General features: G+C 44.4%; 18 protein-coding genes. 11 read left to right on the forward strand and 7 right to left on the reverse strand.

Annotation, left to right across the window (positions count from 1 at the left end):
• Positions 1–22: 22 nt before the first annotated feature.
• From MKZ16_RS05410 to MKZ16_RS05425, 4 genes are all read right to left on the reverse strand, one after another.
• Positions 23–841, reverse strand: a complete 819-nt coding sequence (locus MKZ16_RS05410) for a carbohydrate ABC transporter permease (protein WP_038574152.1) — start codon at positions 839–841, stop codon at positions 23–25.
• Positions 841–1,707, reverse strand: coding sequence for a sugar ABC transporter permease (locus tag MKZ16_RS05415; protein ID WP_038568998.1), 867 nt, complete (start codon positions 1,705–1,707; stop codon positions 841–843). Before MKZ16_RS05415 ends, MKZ16_RS05410 begins: the two co-directional genes overlap by 1 nt.
• Before the next feature lie 77 nt (positions 1,708–1,784).
• The gene (locus MKZ16_RS05420) at positions 1,785–3,050 is read right to left on the reverse strand and encodes an extracellular solute-binding protein (RefSeq protein ID WP_038569000.1); all 1,266 of its coding nucleotides are present in this window, start codon (positions 3,048–3,050) and stop codon (positions 1,785–1,787) included.
• A 155-nt stretch (positions 3,051–3,205) separates the two neighbouring features.
• Entirely contained in the window at positions 3,206–4,210 is a 1,005-nt protein-coding gene (locus MKZ16_RS05425; protein WP_038569002.1) for a substrate-binding domain-containing protein, read from the reverse strand.
• A 346-nt stretch (positions 4,211–4,556) separates the two neighbouring features.
• Between MKZ16_RS05425 and MKZ16_RS05430 the strand changes: the two genes are divergently transcribed.
• From MKZ16_RS05430 to MKZ16_RS05480, 11 genes are all read left to right on the forward strand, one after another.
• Positions 4,557–5,510, forward strand: coding sequence for an AraC family transcriptional regulator (locus MKZ16_RS05430; RefSeq protein ID WP_052096809.1), 954 nt, complete (start codon positions 4,557–4,559; stop codon positions 5,508–5,510).
• Between the two features lie 6 nt (positions 5,511–5,516).
• Positions 5,517–6,596, forward strand: a complete 1,080-nt coding sequence (locus MKZ16_RS05435) for a Gfo/Idh/MocA family oxidoreductase (protein WP_036680405.1) — start codon at positions 5,517–5,519, stop codon at positions 6,594–6,596.
• 47 nt (positions 6,597–6,643) lie between these two features.
• Positions 6,644–7,375: a ThuA domain-containing protein gene (locus tag MKZ16_RS05440; RefSeq protein WP_036680406.1), complete on the forward strand. Its 732-nt coding sequence runs from the start codon at positions 6,644–6,646 to the stop codon at positions 7,373–7,375.
• Complete coding sequence (locus MKZ16_RS05445; RefSeq protein WP_036680409.1) at positions 7,376–8,344, forward strand: sugar phosphate isomerase/epimerase; 969 nt, start codon at positions 7,376–7,378, stop codon at positions 8,342–8,344.
• Positions 8,345–9,626: 1,282 nt separating this feature from the next.
• Positions 9,627–10,538, forward strand: coding sequence for a L,D-transpeptidase family protein (locus MKZ16_RS05450; protein WP_052096810.1), 912 nt, complete (start codon positions 9,627–9,629; stop codon positions 10,536–10,538).
• Positions 10,539–10,917: 379 nt separating this feature from the next.
• Positions 10,918–12,768 carry an ABC-F family ATP-binding cassette domain-containing protein gene (locus tag MKZ16_RS05455; RefSeq protein WP_076104687.1) on the forward strand — a complete coding sequence of 617 codons (1,851 nt, stop codon included), beginning with the start codon at positions 10,918–10,920 and terminating at the stop codon, positions 12,766–12,768.
• Between the two features lie 146 nt (positions 12,769–12,914).
• Positions 12,915–13,214, forward strand: a complete 300-nt coding sequence (locus MKZ16_RS05460) for a hypothetical protein (protein WP_143759033.1) — start codon at positions 12,915–12,917, stop codon at positions 13,212–13,214.
• Between the two features lie 4 nt (positions 13,215–13,218).
• A complete protein-coding gene (locus tag MKZ16_RS05465) occupies positions 13,219–13,542 on the forward strand; it encodes a hypothetical protein (RefSeq protein WP_076104685.1) in 324 nt (107 codons plus the stop codon).
• Positions 13,543–13,684: 142 nt separating this feature from the next.
• Positions 13,685–14,224, forward strand: coding sequence for an RDD family protein (locus tag MKZ16_RS05470; protein ID WP_038569014.1), 540 nt, complete (start codon positions 13,685–13,687; stop codon positions 14,222–14,224).
• Between the two features lie 117 nt (positions 14,225–14,341).
• Complete coding sequence (locus tag MKZ16_RS05475) at positions 14,342–14,776, forward strand: MarR family transcriptional regulator (RefSeq protein ID WP_036680418.1); 435 nt, start codon at positions 14,342–14,344, stop codon at positions 14,774–14,776.
• A gap of 46 nt (positions 14,777–14,822) precedes the next feature.
• Positions 14,823–15,632, forward strand: a complete 810-nt coding sequence (locus MKZ16_RS05480) for an SDR family NAD(P)-dependent oxidoreductase (RefSeq protein WP_076104684.1) — start codon at positions 14,823–14,825, stop codon at positions 15,630–15,632.
• Positions 15,633–15,709: 77 nt separating this feature from the next.
• Here the strand turns inward: MKZ16_RS05480 and MKZ16_RS05485 are convergent, their stop codons facing one another.
• From MKZ16_RS05485 to MKZ16_RS05495, 3 genes are read right to left on the reverse strand one after another with little or no spacing between them, the layout of a single operon-like run.
• A complete protein-coding gene (locus tag MKZ16_RS05485) occupies positions 15,710–18,004 on the reverse strand; it encodes a carboxypeptidase-like regulatory domain-containing protein (RefSeq protein ID WP_076104683.1) in 2,295 nt (764 codons plus the stop codon).
• Positions 17,994–18,332, reverse strand: a complete 339-nt coding sequence (locus tag MKZ16_RS05490) for a hypothetical protein (RefSeq protein WP_076104682.1) — start codon at positions 18,330–18,332, stop codon at positions 17,994–17,996. The genes MKZ16_RS05485 and MKZ16_RS05490 overlap by 11 nt, the downstream gene beginning before the upstream one ends.
• On the reverse strand, positions 18,329–18,856 hold the full coding sequence (locus MKZ16_RS05495) for a sigma-70 family RNA polymerase sigma factor (protein ID WP_280513451.1): 528 nt from the start codon (positions 18,854–18,856) through the stop codon (positions 18,329–18,331). The genes MKZ16_RS05490 and MKZ16_RS05495 overlap by 4 nt, the downstream gene beginning before the upstream one ends.
• Between the last annotated feature and the right edge of the window lie 437 nt (positions 18,857–19,293).

Consider the following 19,293-nt stretch of genomic DNA (forward strand, 5'->3'; position numbering starts at 1 on the left):
TATCTCTCTATATAAATCTTAGTTATTTAATGGACCCTGATGTTAGTCCACTTATAATCCATTTTTGCGCGAACAAATAGACCACGAGCATCGGGGATAAAGCGAGCAGATACGAAGCAAAGGCTAAGTTGAAATCTGTGCTGAATTGACCTTGGAAGACATACTGTACAAGCGGAAGTGTGTATGAATCCTGATCACCGAGCAGAATCAGCGGCAGCATAAAGTCGTTCCAAGTCGACAGACAAGAGAGAATACCAATTGTTGCACTGACCGGAGCAAGAAGTGGGAAGATAATCTTCCAGAACGTTCCGAATGTCGTTGCACCATCTACTGTGGCAGCTTCCTCTAGCTCATAAGGAATAGAGCGGATATAGCCAGTGTATACAAACACGTTAAAAGCCAAGCCATAAACAATGTATAGAATAATAAGACCCAAAATGTTGTTCATATGCAGATCCGTTGTCACTTTGACCACAGGCAGCATAATAATCTGGAAAGGAATAAACATTGCGCTGATAAAGTAAAAGTAGAGCGCTTTGAAGAATTTTCGGTTCATATTGCGGGCAATCGCGTAGGCTACCATGGAGTTGGTAAGCAAGATGAACACTACTGATGTTATTGTGATCGTGGCGCTATTTCCCAAGGCGTTGAAGAAATTAGTTGCCTTAATGGCATTGGCGAAATTCTCAAAATGCAGGCCAGTCGGCAGTGAAAAGATGGATTGAGCCATTTCCTCGGGATTCTTTAACGCGATAGCAATAGTCATGTACAGCGGAAAAAGGATCAGTAGTGAGCCTAGCGCGATAAGAATCGTTGCAGGCCAGTTGCTTGATTTTTTGATCATAAGTCCATCTCCCGTTTCTGCAGAAATTTAAGCTGAAGGGCGGAGATCACAACGATCACGATAAAATAAATCACGGCGTTCGCCGATTGATAGGCAAATTCTCCGCCTTGGAAGCCGCCTGTATAGATTAAGTGGGCAATGGATTGTGTTGAACGTCCGGGTCCCCCCCCTGTCAAGGCTACGATTTGGTCGAATACCATTAAGCCGCCCTTCATCGCCAGCACCATGTTGATCGTGAAGAAGGAAGCAAGCATTGGAAAAGTAATGCTCCAGAATTCTCTCCAGCGGCTAGCGCCGTCCAGATTGGAGGCTTCGTAAAGATCTTGCGGAATCGTCTGTAGACCTGCCAGATAGAGAATCGTGTTATAAGCAATTCCCTGCCAAACGGCCACAATGACGATACCGATCCAGGCCCAATCGGAGTTGCCGAGAATGTTCTGCGAAAGGAATTCGCTGCCAAGCTTCTCGCCCCAGATAGGGAATACATTTGCGAACAAATAGTTGAAAATAAAGCCGACAATCAGCACGCTGAGGATATTAGGCAGGAAATATACACCGCGGAAAAAGTTTTTGGCTTTAATCTTGGCGTTAAGTCCAAGCGCAATCAACAAACTGATGATGTTGATGAGAATAGTTGTTAAGATGGCATATTTAAAAGTGAATACATATGAATTCAGCACATTTTCGTCTTGAAAAATGTTAATGAAGTTCTTAAATCCTACGTAATCAAAGCTGTCACTGAAGCCGTCCCAGTTAGTGAACGAATAGTAAATACCCTGCAGTGCAGGAAAGGTGTGAAAGGCAAAGAAAAGAAGCAATGCCGGTATAGTCATTAGATAAAAGGCGACTCGGCGTTTGGCCATCATGTAATCCTCCTTGGAAAAGAGAAAGAGAAGGGGGAGTCCCGTTCTCTTTCTCGGCTCTTATTTGTCAGGTCTCGTTATTTCCGGTCAGCTACCTTATCCCATTCTTTATCAAGCTGTTTCAGGTACGCATCAACATCTTTCTTTTGCAGGAAGGCTTGATTGATGGTATCCACTTTCATGGCACTTGGGATGTAGTGGTCCGCAAAGTCGGCCAAGTTACCTGAGGTAAATGCTGCTTTGAAGCCGTCCATTGTCGGATCATCTTGTGTTACACCTTGCACAGCTGGGAATGCTTTTTGCTCGTTAATGTAGAGGCTGACATTCTCAGGCTGGAGCAGGAATTCAACGAATTTTTTAGCTTCTTCTTTATGTTTAGTGCTCTTAGAGATAGTCAACAATGTGTCTACGCCAGAAATGACCTTATTGTTAGCAGCATCATTTGTCGCTGGGAAAGGGAATACACCAAGCTCAATGGATGGATTAGCCTTCACGATTTCTGGGATCGCCCATACCCCTTGCAGATACATTGCAGATTCACCTTTTGCGAAAGCTGTGTTGCCGTCATTGTAGCCTTTTCCAAAAATATCTTTCTGACCGAACTCCGTCAGCTTAAGCAGCTTTTCAGCAATTTCGTTGAAGCTGTCTGCGAAAGTCACAGTACCTTCAGTACGCTGCTTGAAGAAATCATTGCCTTTTATGATTGTAGAGAGGGAGTTGAACGGCGTAAGGGTTGTCCAGGAATCCTTAAGGGTCAGGTAAAAAGCATTTTTACCGCTGTCCTTGAACTTTTGAGCGACGGCAATGAACTCGTCCCAAGTGGTTGGCACAGTAACGCCGGCTTCAGTGAACATCGCTTTATTGTAAATGACACCACTTGCGTTCGAAGAGAATGGAAGACCATTCAGCTCGCTAGAACCCGTCAGGTCTTTCAGCATTTGAACATAAGCAGGCTGGATACTTTCAGCAAGTGGATCACTAGAGAAGTCTTCAAACAGACCACTTCCGGATAATGTTTTGTAGGTGTCAGTGGCACCGATACCTACCACGTCAGGAATGTCTTTTTTAGCTGCACGAGTCTTCAGTACTGTTTCGGCATCCGGTGGGTTCACTTGAGTGACTACGATGTTCGGATTGGCTTCATTAAATTTCGCAACCAGCTTGTCGAAGGTGGCTTTGGCTTCGGTCTTATTTTGGAAAAACTCGATTTTCACCTTGTCACCGGAGGAGTTCCCGCCGCTAGATGTGTTGTCAGCCGCATTGTTACCACTATTGCTACCGCAGGCGCTAAGCACGGACATAGCCAGTAGACTAACCATTACGGGTTTAATTGTTTTTTTCATGATAAATCCTCCTAATAATGTGTTGGTATTATGGTGAATTTGGTAAGAGTAAACGTTTACGTTGATTGCAAATTTAAATGATATTCATGTTCTTCTAAGCGACGGGTATGCCATAAAAGAAACAGTAAACGTTTACGTAATATTGATAAAAAGACTTAGGTAAGCGATCTTACCGTTTGTCTTTCCACAATTGTGTGATCGACAATCTGGCTGTTCACAGACTCGCCTGTTTCAATCATCTGAATGAGCTTCTCCACGGCGATCTTTCCAATATCGTACAGCGGTTGGCGTACTGTTGTTAAAGGCGGAATAACCATTTTGGCTAATCCAAGATCGTCATATCCCATAATGGAGATATCCTCGGGCACGCTTAGACCATTTTTGATAACGGTGGAGAGGGCACCAATCGCCATTTCATCACTAGCAGCAAAAACGGCAGTCACATCAGGCGCTTGCTCCAAAAGAGTCTCCATAGCTATACTTCCGCTCTCATACAAAAAATCTCCGTAAGCAAGATAGCGGCTGTCAAAAGGAATGCCATTTGCTTCAAGCGCATGCTTGTAACCTTCTGCTCTTGGCGCACCAGCGATAAGATCGCTAGGGTTCCCACTAATCATGGCTATTTTGCGGTGACCTTTTGAAATTAAGTAGAGGATAGCGTCAAAAGCAGCTCGATAATCATCTACTTTCACATAAGGGACCTTGGCGAATTCTGTTTGGGAAGAGACCAGTACAACGGGGATCCTCATGGTTTCTAGCACATCGTAATATTCTTTCTTAAGGACTTCACTCGAAAAAATAATGCCATCAACCTGTTTCTCTCTCAGGAGCTGCAAATACTTCAACGTTCTTTTACCGTCCTGATCGGTATTGCATACCATCACACTGTAGTTCCGTTCATTGGCCAATTCTTCAATACCTTTGAGCAGATCGGAAGAGAAGGCACCAGAAACACTAGGGAACATTACACCAATGGTCTGTGTACGCTTATTGATTAGACCCCGGGCAATCGCATTGGGTTGATAACCAATTTCTTTGATCGCCTCATTTACCTTTTGTTTCGTTTTGTCCGAATACCCACTTAAATTGTTTAGCACGCGAGAGACTGTGGCAATGGAAACGTTCGCTTTCTGTGCAACATCTTTAATCGTTGGGTTCATTCCTATGAGCTCCTTAAACTACGGTTATCCTTGAATTAAACGCTTACGCTGATGAGAGTAAGTTATGAAGGAAGAGAACGTAAACGCTTACCCCGAATATAAATGCTGGTAGGCGCTTTTGTCAACTGTACTTAAAAAATAAAAAAATGATCAAAACTACGCAAGAGCAGTAATCTTTTAATAGGAATGATACCGATGTATATACCAAAAATTTACTTAGAAATATCGGAATTGACAAAAGAATATTGGAGGTCTAACATTTAGAGAGTAAACGCTTACGTAAAATTATAAAATATGGCATGCAAGCCCTGGTTTTAATGATTTACTCGGATAAGGAGTTGCATTTATGAATATTTATCTCGAGATTCCGGATGTAGATAAGCACTTTCCTTACCGCAGTTTACTCTGCAATGGTGATACGTTGTGTTATCCGCATTGGCATAAAGAAATTGAAATTATCTATGTTACCAAAGGAAGCCTGAATCTGGGAATTAACGATACCCCTATTCACATGGAGCAGGGCGAGGTTCAGTTTATCAATGGTGGGGATGTGCATTATTTTCTCTCTTCACCTGAGAGTGAACGGGTAGTGATTCAATTTGACCTGAATTTGTTCCAGGAAGTAGCCGCTTTGAACGGTAATGACTACTCACTTCGTGAGGTCTTTACGCTTATGGAGTATTCCAGTTCAAGATGGCCCGTGGCAACTGCCGCGAAGGTCAAAGGGCTGATTGAGAGTATTTACGAGGAAGATGTACAGCGAAGAGAAGGGTATGTTTTTCTAATCAAGGCTAGATTGTTTGAACTGCTGACCGTTATTTTACGGGAGGTGCCGAAGAGTCCGATCAAGAAACAGCCTAAGTTCTCGGAAGATACACTGAATCAATCCAGAGAAACACTGGAAAGACTAGAGCGGATTTTTATTTATGTGGAGCAGCATTATCAGGAGGCTATTTCGCTGAATGAGGTAGCTAATTATATGGGTTTTAGTCCTTATTATTTTACCAAATTGTTCAAGAAAAACACGGGCATGACCTTTATCGCGTTCTTAAATGAATACCGGCTTAACAAAGCCAAATGGATCTTGATTAATGAAGATCTGCCGATGTCTGCCGTGGCGGAAGCAGCCGGGTTTGGCAGCGTGAAGACCTTCCATCATTTTTTCAAGGAAGCAACGGGGATATCCCCGCTGAAATACCACAAGACAATATTCGGGAATAATACAGCAAGATTGCAGGAAGAAAGCCCTTCCTCAGCTTTGTATGATAGAGATATCAAAACAGGAATAAGTGGAGGTTAGACCAGAATGACTTTAACAGTAGGAATTATCGGCTGCGGAGGTATTGCGAACGGCAAGCACATGCCCGCGTTAAAAAAAGTAGAAGGTGCGCGAATGGTTGCTTTTTGTGATATCGTCGCTGAACGTGCCGAGAAGGCAAAAGCGGAGTTTGGAGATGAGCAGTCCGTAGTTTACACAGATTATAAAGAGCTTCTTAACGATGCAAGTATAGATGTGATTCATGTATGTACGCCGAACATTTCCCATGCGGAGATTTCCATTGCGGCTATGGAAGCAGGCAAACACGTAATGTGTGAGAAGCCGATGGCTAAAACCACGGCAGAAGCACAAGCGATGATCGAGGCCTCAGAGCGAACTGGTAAAAAGCTGACCATCGGTTATCAGAACCGTTTCAGACCAGATTCAGCTTATCTGCATGCGGTATGTGAGAATAATGAGCTTGGTGAGATCTATTACGCCAGAGCTAAGGCTATCCGTCGTCGCGCTGTCCCAACTTGGGGTGTGTTTTTGGATGAAGAAGCGCAAGGCGGCGGTCCGTTGATTGATATCGGCACCCATGCGCTCGATTTGACCCTGTGGATGATGGATAATTACAAACCTAAATATGTCGTGGGCAACGCTTATCATAAGCTGTCCGGTCGTAAAAATGCTGCAAATGCTTGGGGCCCGTGGGATCCTGAGAAGTTTACAGTTGAGGATTCCGCCATTGGATTCATCACTATGGAGAATGGGGCTACCATCGTCTTAGAAGCAAGCTGGGCACTGAATACACTCGATGTCGGTGAGGCCAAAACGGTACTTTGTGGGACTGAAGGCGGAGCAGATATGGAGAACGGTCTGCGCATTAACGGAGAAGCCTACGGTAAAACATTTGAAAAGCATATCGGTCTGGATGCCGGTGGCGTCGACTTTTATGATGGTGCGGGAGATGATCCTGCGATGATAGAGGCAGCTCAGTGGATTGACAGCATTGTAAATGACACCGAGCCTGTGGTGAAGCCGGAGCAGGCGTTGGTTGTGACTCGCATCTTGGAGGCTATTTATAAATCCTCTGAAACTGGAATGCCTGTGTTTTTGAATAATTAAGCAAATTCGATGGTCATAGATAAATATGAACTAGGAGTGTGTCCCAAGTGACAAGAGTAACCGTATGGAATGAATTCCGTCATGAACGGCAGGAAGAAAGAATTCTTAAGGTCTATCCGCAAGGTATTCATGGACAACTGGCCAGCTTCCTTCAAGAAGCAGGACTGGACACTAAGACAGCTACGCTGGATGAACCAGAGCATGGACTGACGCAAGAGGTATTGGATAACACGGATGTACTGATCTGGTGGGGACATATCGCCCATCATGAAGTAAGTGATGAGATTGTAAACCGTGTACATGCGCGAGTGCTGCAAGGTATGGGACTTGTAGTGCTTCATTCGGGCCATATGTCCAAAATCTTTATGAAATTAATGGGCACCAGCTGCGATCTGAAATGGCGTGAAGCTGAGGAGAAGGAGCGCCTGTGGGTCATGGACCCAAGTCACCCGATTGCTGAGGGCATTGGTGAATACATCGACTTGGAGCAAGAGGAAATGTACGGTGCGCATTTTGATGTGCCAGCACCAGAGAGTCTTGTATTTGTCGGCTGGTTCGAAGGCGGCAACGTCTTCCCAAGCGGATCGACCTACCGTAGAGGCAGCGGGAAGATCTTTTATTTCCAGCCTGGTCATGAATCTTACCCAACCTATTACAACAAGGATATTCAAAAAGTTATCATCAATGGCGTGAACTGGTGTGCCCCAACGAAACGTGACTATCCGGTTTACGGACATTCTGAAGCCTTAGAGCCTATCAAAGAAAAGGTGGTCGTATAAATGAAATTAGGCGTATTTGATCCTGTATTTGGAAGCTTGAGTCTTGACGAGATGTTAGATAAAATCGCCGCCGCAGGTTTGAATGCGGTAGAAATCGGCTCGGGTGGTAATCCCGGTAATGCTCACTGTCCGACAGATGAGCTGCTTGCCAGCGAGTCAGCACGTCAAGAATATTTGGAAAAGTTCACGAAACGTGGCATTATGATCAGTGCCTTCAGTTGCCATAATAACCCGATTTCACCAGATAAAGAAGAAGCCCGCGCTGGGGATGAAATTCTCCGTAAATCGATCAAGCTGGCTTCACTCATGGGTGTTAAGGTCGTGAACACCTTTTCGGGAACGGCTGGGGACAGCGATGAGGCAAAAGCACCGAACTGGCCAGTCACGCCTTGGCCTACCGTGTACAGCGACATCAAAACCTGGCAGTGGGAACATAAGCTGATCCCTTACTGGAAGGAAATCGGCAAGCTGGCCGAGGAGCATGGCGTTAAGATCGGCATCGAGCTGCATGGTGGATTCCTGTGCCATACCCCTTATACGATTTTGAAGCTTAGAGAAGCAACCTGCGATGCTATCGGAGCCAATCTGGATCCGAGCCATCTGTGGTGGCAAGGTATTGATCCTGTAGGTGCTATTAAGATTCTCGGTAAAGCTGGCGCGATTCACCATTTCCATGCCAAGGATACTTACTTGGATCAGGACAACATCAATATGTATGGTTTGACCGATATGCAACCTTATGGCGATGTGCAGACCCGCGCATGGACCTTCCGCTCCGTTGGTTGTGGGCACAGCATATCTGAGTGGTCAGATATCATGAGCGCGCTGCGCACTTACGGTTATGATTACGTGGTGAGCATCGAGCATGAAGACCCTCTTATGACGGTTGACGAAGGCTTCCAACGTGCAGTAACCAATTTGCAATCCATTCTTATTCATGACCAACCTCAGGGTATGTGGTGGGTGTAAGGTCAATTTAGAAAGCCTTGATTCTCTATTAAGAGAATCAAGGCTTTTTCTGTGTGTAGTGGGGGTGGAGGGGAAAACGGAAGAGCGGAAGGGGAGAACGGCAGAATGGGAGGGGAAAACGGAAGATCGGAATGAAAGAACGGAAGAACGGAAGGGAGTAGAAATGAGCTGGCAAAGAGATAGGGAGGAGGTAGAGACGAGTAGGAGCTAATAAGAAACGAACTAGAAACTAACAAGAAATGAAACAAGAAGCGAACGAAAAGCTAACTAAACACGAACTAACTACCAATCAAAAATGAACTAGTTTGCTAAAGGACTCAGATGCAGCTATTCGCGTGTTTTAGGGTTTTTGGAGCGAGTTTTGGACCCGAGAGACCTTATTGGTCGTGAAAAGTAAGGAATTCGAGGTGATTTGAGCAAATAACTGCGCTGGAGTCCGATAGCATCTCAAAACAGCGGATTTGTTGCAAATAGGGTCTCTGGAGTCCGCAACTAATGTGCTTATGCGCTAGCTGATCTTCGATGGTAAAACCGTAGTTAGTTTGGGGGCTGGTGCTTTGAGCTTCGGTAGAATGGGATACGGGTAAATGTGCAGCGCAGTTAGTCTGGGACTGGAGCGGAGCGTGGTGGAGATGTGGTGGAAAAATGGTGGAGTTTTGGTGCAGATGTGGTAGGTAACTGTGCTAACGGTAACGGGCAAATGAGCGGACGCAGTAATGTATGAGACGTAGGGCGGAAATGTATGAGACATAGGGCAGAAGTGTATGAGATGTAGGGCAGTAATGTATGAGACGTAGGGCAGTAATGTATGAGACATAGGGCAGAAATGATAGAGACATAGGAAAGAACAAGGTAGAACTGTGCTAAAGGACTCAGATGCAGCTATTCGCGTGTTTTAGGGTTTTTTGAGCGAGTTTCGGACCCGAGAGACACTATTGGTCGTGAAAAGCAAGGGATTCGAGGTGATTTGAGCAAATAACTGCGCTGGAGTCCGATAGGATCTCAAAACAGCGAAATAGATGCAAATAGGGTCTCTGGAGTCCGATAGCATCCCAAAACAGCGAAAAAGTTGCAAATAGGGGCTCTAGGGTCCGCAACTTATGTGTGTATGCGTTAGCTGATCTTTGCGTATCCAAAGGTCGGCTTTTTGTCGTGCATTCACTGGTTACAGTATTGCAATCTCTGCGTCAAGCGGGAGGGGACGAGTTGAAAAGAATAGGTACAGGCTGGTACGCAACATATTTGAAATGATTTCGTCTTTATATAACGGAGGTGGAGCAAGATGAATTTATGCTTTTCGGGAGGCCGGTTTCAAACTTTTTTACAGCGGAACATTAAACTGATGCTTGTATTTGGGCTTTTGTTCGCTGCTTGCTTTACAGGAGTTGGAAGGGTGGAAGCTGCTGGCTCAGATCTGATCATCGTGAACAAAAAAACAAACAAACTCGCGTATTTCAGTGACGGCAAGCTGGTGAAGACTTTTCCGGTTGCCACAGGGAAGTCGAAGGAACTGACGCCAGAAGGTAGCTTCAAAATGGTGGTTAAAGTAAAAAACAGACCCTACTACAAAGAGAAAATTCCCGGTGGGGATCCGGCCAATCCGCTTGGCGACCGCTGGCTGGGGCTGGAAGTGAACGGGACCTATGGCACGACGTATGCGATTCACGGCAATAATAATGAGTCATCGATAGGGAAGTATGTTAGCGCTGGTTGTATTCGAATGCATAATGATGATATTCATTGGCTGTATCCAAAAGTAGCCAAGAATACTCGAGTTATCATTACAACGAGCACACTGGCTATGGAGAATATTGCAACTAAAAACGGGTATTCTGTAGGAAGCAATAAGTTTGCGGGGACTTTTGAGATTAATGGGACGACAACAAAGCTGAAGGATCCTTTTATATTGGAAAATTCCCGTGTGTTTGTTCCGCTGAGAGAATCCGTGGCCTTACTGGGTGGAACTTTGCAGAGTGAAGCGGGGACAGGTGCACTGCTAATTACGATCGGCAATCGTACGGTGACACATAAGCCATTATCCAATAAGGCTATTGTGAATGGAAAATCCATTACGATTTTACCGTCACGCAATGAAAATAACCGATTACTAATTCCGCTGAGTATCTTGCCTGATTTATTTGCTGTTCAGGTGCAGTGGAATGCGCAGACTCAGGTGGTAAAGATTAAGTTATAATTGTTCTTGACCTTTTATTTCTGATTTAAATTGTTATATACTGTACTTATTCTAAAAATACGGACAATTACGGAGGGCCACCGACTGATGAATAACTAACACGTTTCCTGAAACAGACCATAAAGTTTGTGAAGTGCATATGCACAAGTCACGGAGCACCCGCGCAGGGTGATAACGGTCAGGGATACGTGTGTCGGTCGGGGGCCTTACGATGCTTTTATATGGATAGTTCTATCTATTGTGTTGGTTTACTCTGCATCCAGCAGGTGATCACGGCCGTAGTCTATCCATGTCTGGGCACATTCCCCCTTCATACGCTATTCGACCGCAGACCGCTGGCTGCGGTTTTTTATTTGCAATGAAATCGGAGGAATGAAAGATGACTGTAATTAAAGCGAAGAATTTACGTAAGGAATGGAACGGGATCCCTTTATTTAAGGAGGTATCCTTTGAGATAGCAGAAGGAGAGCGCGTGCTTTTATTTGGACGAAATGGGATTGGCAAAACCACACTGCTTAAGGGGCTGATCGGTCGGCTTACTTTTGAAGAGGGAAGTATCTATCATGGCCTGTCATCTGAAGAATGGGGTGTGCTCGATCAACAGCTTGAGGTACCAGGGGAAGTAACCGCATTGGACTACGTTCTTTCAGGGTCAGCGCAGCTGCCTGAATTAAAACGCCAGCTCGAAGCCCTCAGTCAGAGATTGCAGGAGCAGAAAGCTGATAACGAAGCTGAGTTGGCTGAATATGCAGAGGTGTACGATCGTTACTTGCAGCTTGATGGATATGGCTGGGAGGTCAAAGCGGAAAAAAGTCTAAAGCAGCTCAAGCTTGAACATGCAGTCTGGGAATTGCCATACGCCTCACTTAGTGGAGGGCAAAAGACACGGGTGCAATTAGCAGCATTATTAGCCCGGCAGCCCAAGCTATTGATTCTGGATGAACCGACCAATCACATAGATGGAGAAACGATGGAGTGGTTGGAGCATTGGGTGTGCAACTACCCTGGAACCGTGTTTTATGTATCACATGATCGTACATTTATTGATCGAACTGCGACGTCTGTGCTGGAGCTTAGTCCGGAGGGATGCCGGCGTTATTCGGGTGGATATACACAGTACCGGGAGCAGAAGACTATAGAGTTGAGAACATTGGAGGGACAATATAAAAAGCAGGAGCAAGAAAAGGAGAAGCTGTTGGAGAGCATTAGGCGGTATGCAGAATGGTTCCAGCAAGCGCATCGTGCTGCCGGACAAAACGATTTCCTGCGTTCGAAATCCAAGAAAAATGTGTCTCGTTTTCATGCCAAGGAAGCTGCGCTGGAACGGTTAAATAAGAACCGTGTAGAATTGCCCCGCGAGACTGGCAAGCTGAAGATGAAGCTGGAAAGCGAAGAGTTTCTGGCAGATTCTTTACTGACACTCCGTGAGATAGAGTTTGCCTATAAGGGGAGTGCGCCTTTTCTTAGGAATTTCAGCTTGTCGCTAAATCGGGGAGACCGATTGTCTATTCTGGGTCCTAATGGTGTTGGAAAGTCTACGCTGTTGAAATTAATTGCAGGGATCAATAAGCCTATAAAAGGTGAAGTACGGCTGCATCCACGGACGACAATCGGTTATTTTGCACAAGAGCTAGATAACTTAGAGATGAACTCTACGATTCTGGATAGCTTGCTTGAACTGCCGGGAATGACCCAGACGGAGGCGCGGACAATTTTGGGTTGCTTTTTATTTACGCGGGACGATGTATTTAAACGGATTGGGGATTTGAGTCTGGGGGAGAAATGCCGTGTGGCTTTCCTCAAGTTGTATTTTGGAAAAGCGAATTTATTGGTCTTAGATGAACCCACTAATTATCTGGACATTGACACTAGGGAACGTGTAGAAGAGGCACTGATGGTGTATCCCGGTGGACTAGTGATGGTCTCTCATGACCGTTATCTTCACTCTAAAGTGGCTAATCGCTTGGTGATATTAGAGCCGTCTCAGGCACCAAAGTTTTTTCAAGGAACGTATGCTGAATACTTCGCAAAAGACAGAACCCGTCTGCTTACTGGTATAGAACAGGCTCGGGAGGATGACCTTGCCCTTCTGCAGCTGCGTCTGAATCAGTTGATTCAGAGTAGCAGTGTGGATTCTGAGGCGGAAAATGCAGCGCTAGTGGCGGAAATCGTTAATTTGCAGCGACAAATACAGGAACTAAGGGGCGAGGGGAAACCCGCATCCTCCTAAGCTGATAAAAAACACAACCTTGCTCAGGATGTATTTATCTTGAACAGGTTGTGTTTTTAGATAGGAGACGTAAGGTGTAAGGTGTATAATTTGGAGGAATGTGGATTTTTTGGCGATAAAGAAACCTTGAGAGGATGGTTGCAGAATTGCTGAAATTGGGCTCTTTTATATTGGAATTACTTCGATTATGTATATTGCTTGTGCTGACTTTATTAGTTTTGGGTTGGGCAGAAAGATTGATCTATCAATTGATATTTGGTCAGCCCGTGTATAACTGGAGTATGGGATTCGGGAATTTATTGTTATTTTTTATGCTGTACCGGAATCATTTTCAGTTTAAAGGCTGGTATAAATCAGAGAAGAACCAAAAGCTAACGCTCCTCACCACAAGAGTAATCACCGTAATTTCCATAGGACTAATAATCCTGCCGCTAGGGCTGGGCTGATCTTATGAAGATTAGAATCATTGGAGCTTGCGGCAGCGGCAAATCCTATATCGCCCGGGAGTTATCTAGAAAATATGGTGTAGAGTATTACGAGACAGACAACTTGGTATGGGACAGAAGTGCCGAGAATTTGCGTTTTTCAGTTGAAGCAAGGGATGCTCAGTTGGAAGAAATCCTTGATAAACCCTCATGGATTCTGGAAGGTGCACATTACAAATGGGGACAAGAGAGTTTTAAAGCTGCTGACTTAATCGTTATTTTGAACCCTAATAAAGTGATCAGGGATTTGAGAGTGGATATGATCAGGAGGCCGCACATAGGATTATAGAGTTAACGGATACTCTGTCTGATAAACGGGTAATTGTTAAAAATAACAAAGAGCTGGAGCCCATTATCCAAGAGCATCTGAGGAAGGGATTGTTAAATAGGGATTGAGCGACAAAGTAAACGATAGAGAGAGGAGTGCTTGCATGGATAACATTCTACCCGAGCATTTGGATCAGGAGAATTTCATAGGGTTTTGGAAAAGAGTGCTGGCTTCCATTCTTGATTTCTTGGTCATTGGAATACCTGGGGTTATCGTATACTGGATACTCAATTCATTAGCTGTTTCATTACACTCGGAGATACCTATTATCCTGGAGTACATTTTGTTTATCGCATTTGATATCTTTATGATCGTTAGATTTGGCGGAACCCCTGGGAAGCTGATTTTAAAAATAAAAATTGTCAATGAACACGGGAATTACCCAACAGTGAAGGAAGCTCTGATTCGAAATGTTTTCCGAATGATTAGTATGATTCTTTCAATGGTAATTGCGGTCAGCAGCTATGACTTTACCGTTATTTCCGCCAAATTATCCTTATGGTCGGATTTGGCTTTTGACCTCACTCAAATCCTGGGTCCAATCATGCTGGTGGATTACTTGTTGGTTGGATTCCATCCCCGTAAACGTGCGATTCACGATTTGCTGGCTGGCACTTATGTTGTTGATAAATCCGCAATTTGAAGAATGCTTTTCACCAAGCATTCTTTTTTTTAATATTAGGTATTTTACTATTAAATATTTTAGTGTTAAAATACTTTTATAAGCAGCCGATCATCATGAATGCCAAAGGAGAACCTCTTGGAAAATCCAGATATTTTTAAGCTAATACATGCAGTTGAATTATTTACGAATGAAGTTATTGTTCGATGGATGAACGCATTTGATCACAATATTGGGATATCTCCAGTTCTAGTCTTGGGTGAATTGAATAAAAAAGGCCCCTTGAAGCAGACTATTTTGGCTAAGAGACTAGGATATACGCCAGGAGCAATGACAAACATTGCTAATCGACTAATTAAGCAGGGGATGGCCGAGCGAAAATATAACGAAGATGATCGACGGAATGTACTTCTATCTATCACGGACAAAGGAAAAGACGTTCTGAAGGAAGCACAGCTTAAGGGACAGGAGCTAAGAGCTGAAATGTTCCAAAAGCTCAATGAGGAGGAACTGCAGCAATTCTTGAAAATCTATGAGAAGTTGTTAACGAGCTTTGATAGCTCTGAAACATAAACCAAGTCATCTTAGAAGCACAATAACATTATAAAGGGGTATGAACATGGGAAGAGTTCAAGGTAAAGTTGCATTAGTAACTGGAGGCGCTTCAGGTATTGGCTTATCAGCTGCCACTCTATTAGCTAGAGAAGGAGCAAAGGTTGTCATTGCCGATTTTAATGTGGAAGCAGCCAAAGAAGCAGCATCTAAGATTAAAAATGAAGGCGGAGAAGCTGAAGGTCTTTTCTTAGATGCCTCCCAAGCGGATTCGATCAAGGAAGCTGTTGATTTCACTGTTGCTCAGTATGGCACCATCACAGTATTGTTCAATAATGTAGGTCTAACTAATCTGCAAAAAGACCTTGATGTGGTCAATATAGATTTGGAAGAATGGGATCGCCTGATGAACGTGAATACTAAAAGTGTTCTGTTAGGCAGCCGTTTTGCTATTCCTCATATGATTAAAGCGGGCGGAGGCTCGATCATTAACACGGCTTCGATGTCAGCATTCGCTGGGGATTCATTGCGTACTGCTTATGGCTCCTCTAAGGCAGCGGTTGTGAACCTTACTCGTTACATCGCTACACAATATGGTAAAGACAAAATCCGTTGTAACGGCGTGGCACCAGGGCTGATCCTGACACCTGCGGCAGCAAGAAATATGCCGCCAGCTGTATTGGATATATTTCAAAAATTCAACGCCCTACCTTATCACGGAGAAGCCGATGATATCGGCAATACGGTTTTGTTCCTGGCATCGGATGAATCCAAATTCATCACAGGCCAAACGATTGAAGTAGAGGGTGGTCATTATATGTCTAACCCAAGTATCACTGATTTCCAGAATTACATGATGGAAGCTAAATCTAAATAAAAGATTATGTGTAATTAAAAATCCGGTCCATGCTCGAATTTATCGAGCGGGGCCGGATTTTGGTTTATTTTAATGAATTAGCGTACCTCTAAAACCTCCTGCATAAAGGTCTTCAGAGCGGAGGGTTTGGCACTTGCGATCCATTGCTTTAACTCATCAGTTTGACCATTCATATACCATCCAAGCTTCTCTTTTAACTCTTGGTCAAAGACTTTAGGTTGATTTTTTCGTTCCGCTAACAGTTGTTTAATCATTTGTGGCCAGCGATACCCACTATGACCAAAGCTGAGTTCAGGATAACGCTCAGCAAGTGTCATTACCGAAGAGAGTGATTCACCAGCGTATAATTCTGCCGCCAAAAAGCTGCCAATAAAACGATGGCTATCATCATACTTTAGGGCGATCGCGAATTGTTTACGAGCTTCTTCAAGCTTCCCTTGTTGCATGAGGGCTGTGGCGTTAATAGAAAGTACATAACCGTTAGTATTGGGTCGGTTTAGTTCGTTGTAGTAGGAATAATATTCGTTATACGACTTCCAGTCGGCATGGTCAAAATAGTACTGCGATAATGTGAAGGCATAATTAGTAGAAGGCTGTAGTTGTATTAGCTTTTCGAGTAAAGGAATCGCCTTATCTTCTAATGTTGTATCCTTTGTGAGGGACGATTTTGCCAGCATCATCTTTACTAGCATGTGCAGGGCATGAACATCCTGTGGGTCATCGGCAATATTTTGTTGGTACATTTCTAGTGCCTGATCCGTTTTCTTATCCAGTAGTAGTTGGTCAGCCGCAGTAAGCTCTCTTTCCTTGAGATAAAAGAACGGCAGATTGCCGACAGTGTCTTCGTTCAGCCTGTAGCCATTACTGCGGGTAATCAGGCGTCCATCTGCATCTAAGGCTTCAATATTCCAAGAAAAGCGCACTTCGGGATTCATAAATCCGAGAAGGGAGAGGGGGTCAATAGATTCCCAGCCATCTCCACTGCTGCCATAGGAAAAACCGCCGCCATCGTAAAGTTCTTCTACTGGAATGGAGATATGATTATCTACAATACGATCCCGAATTTGTACACCCAACACGGCCCCCTCCCCGCCACCGCTTAAACGATAGTAAGCTGCACCTTCAACAGCTTTCCAGCGGAAATCTATGGTCTTGCCCGTTAGGGTTTCCTGATTAATGGGAGACTGCAGCTCAAGCAGAGGTTGTAGAACTATGCTCTCATTCAACCTGCCATCCGGTTTAACTTCAATCCAATCGTCATATTGTACAGGCCAGGTCCAGCCGTCGATCTGATCATAGCCAAGTCCAAGCTGTAACTGATAAAAGCCCGGAATCACACCGTGAAATTCGAAACGTCCTTCAGTATCTGTGACGATTCGGTAGGGTTCAGCAGAAGTGATGCTATGGTTAACTTCGCTTTCAGCACGGAGAAAAATACCTGCCCGCGGAACTGGGGTGCCATCGCTTCGTGTAAGGGTACCGGAGACGACAGCAGTTGAAGTATTTCCCATATCTATAGCAGACTGAATTGCGGTTCGAAGCGATTCCAGCTGTCTTTCAGTATCTGAAGTCCCAGCTTCTGGTGCTGCTGCTGCTGATCCTGTATTGTCTGTGGAGCCTTCGTTCGAACTGCTGGTGGCAGCGTTCATTTGTTTATGAATATCCTGCCAGAATTTTTTGTAGCTCTCCAAGCCATCTTTTACTACGGCAAGTGCTTCCTGCGCTTCGCCTTTTGTAAAGAGTAAACGCCCGGTAAGCCATGCTTTTTGTGCGTTTAGCTCTTCCTGATACTCGGATGGAAAGGGGGTTTGTTCAAGAATTGTTTCAGCGGTTGTTATATCGCCACTATTTAGAGCTCGCTCCGCTCGAAGGAGCTCCAGTTGTTTAGCTATATCGGAGTTGCTGTTTGACTGTTTCGTTGCGGTGATTAGCGCTTGATCTCCATCTTCCTTTTGGCCAAGAGCATCATATTCATAAGCTAACTGCTTAGCCGCAAATATACGTGTATTATCCGAAGGCCCCTCAAGGATATATTCCTCAAGCAAAGGTACTATGTCCTCCGGTAACAGACCGGAACGCTGGGTTTCATCATTACTCCACTGGCTCATCGAAGGGCTGACATTAACGTCATATCTGTAGGGATCATAGCTGTGATCCTTATCAAGGATGTTTGTACGGATTAGCTCGATACGTTTACTCCCGGTTGTGGAAGCCAGCTTTTGCAGAAGATCAGTTCTAGCTATGTTAGATTGAATAGCTGTGCTCTGATCTATCTGCCTTTGTGAAGGTAAGAAGTTAAACAGAAGAATAAGCAGGGAGGCAGGGAGTAACACGAATAACACCAGATGTTTGATTTTTATCTTAATTCTCATGTTTTTTCACCGCCTGCTCGTAGATATCCTTCCAATACGTATTGCCTCCAGCTTCGATTAGTTCTCGGTTCGCACGCTGCGGGGTATTTTGTTGTGGCTGTTGTTTAACCTCTGGTTGATGTAGGGTAAGCGAAACTACTAAAATAATAGCACCGATCGCACCTATAGGTTTGACAGGGATCTCAATTTCTTTATTCCACAGCGCCAATAAACGGGCTCCAAAGGTTGGAGGATGAGTCTGCTTAATGACCCGGTCGTGTCCAGTGAACTGGAGGTTCTTTAATTCTTCATCCAGCTGCTTTTTGATCGCATCGCGTTCTGTATTCATAAGAAATGTCCCTCCTTCACCAAAATCTTTTTTAAGAGCGTCCGGCCTCTGGCGAGTCTGGATTTGATCGTATTTTCAGATGTATTTAATTGCTCGGAAATTTCCCGGATACTCATCTCATGAAAGTAATATAACGTCAGACATTCACGGTATAGATAATCGAGATTTCTCATGGACTCGGCGAGCCTCACGTTATGCCATTCCACCATAAAAAGCTCTTCCGCTCCGGCTGTGAAGTCAGCATCCTCGTTGGTTTGCAGCTCTGACCCTCCCGCCGGGAAAATATTACGCCAGCTCCAAGTCCGTTGCCTCATGCGGCAGCGATTGACCACTATCCGTATCAGCCATGCCTTCAGCCGATCCGGTTCCTGTAACTGACTCATTTTGGCATAAGCTTGAATAAAAGTATCTTGTACCGCTTCTTCGGCACTTTGTCTATCTTTGAGCAGTAAAGAAGCGGTTCGCAGCAGCATATCTCCATATTCGTCCATTAACAGGCGGAGAGCTGACTCATCTTTTGCCACAATTCTCTCTATAATATTCAGATGTAGCTCCCCTCCCTTTACTAATAAGATGCGGATTGGAGGATTAAGGTTGCGTTTGGATGGAAAATTATTCAACAAATGTCGCGATTGCAGTTCGCCGGATAAGAGGTTACTGTTGGAATCTATTGTACAGATTGCAATGGGTCGCTTTTTCAAGCAGGATTAGCTCCTTTCTATTGTACGTTCTGCAATGAAACCCTTCGAGGCTGGGAATGACGGGTAAGGTCATATAGTTCATAGGTTTACGAGTTTACGAGTTTATAGTTAGATGGAGTTATGTGGAGATTTTAAAAGAGAAACTTACTTGAGTTAGGTGTCGGAAAAAAGGGTTTTATGTAGAAAAATAGAGTGTGTATGAATTTATATTTGTAGATATGGGTAAAAGAGGGTTAGCCAGAAAAATTGCCGCTATCCTG

This window comes from Paenibacillus sp. FSL R5-0928, assembly GCF_037970385.1.
Classification (GTDB): Bacteria; Bacillota; Bacilli; order Paenibacillales; family Paenibacillaceae; genus Paenibacillus_AQ; species Paenibacillus_AQ odorifer.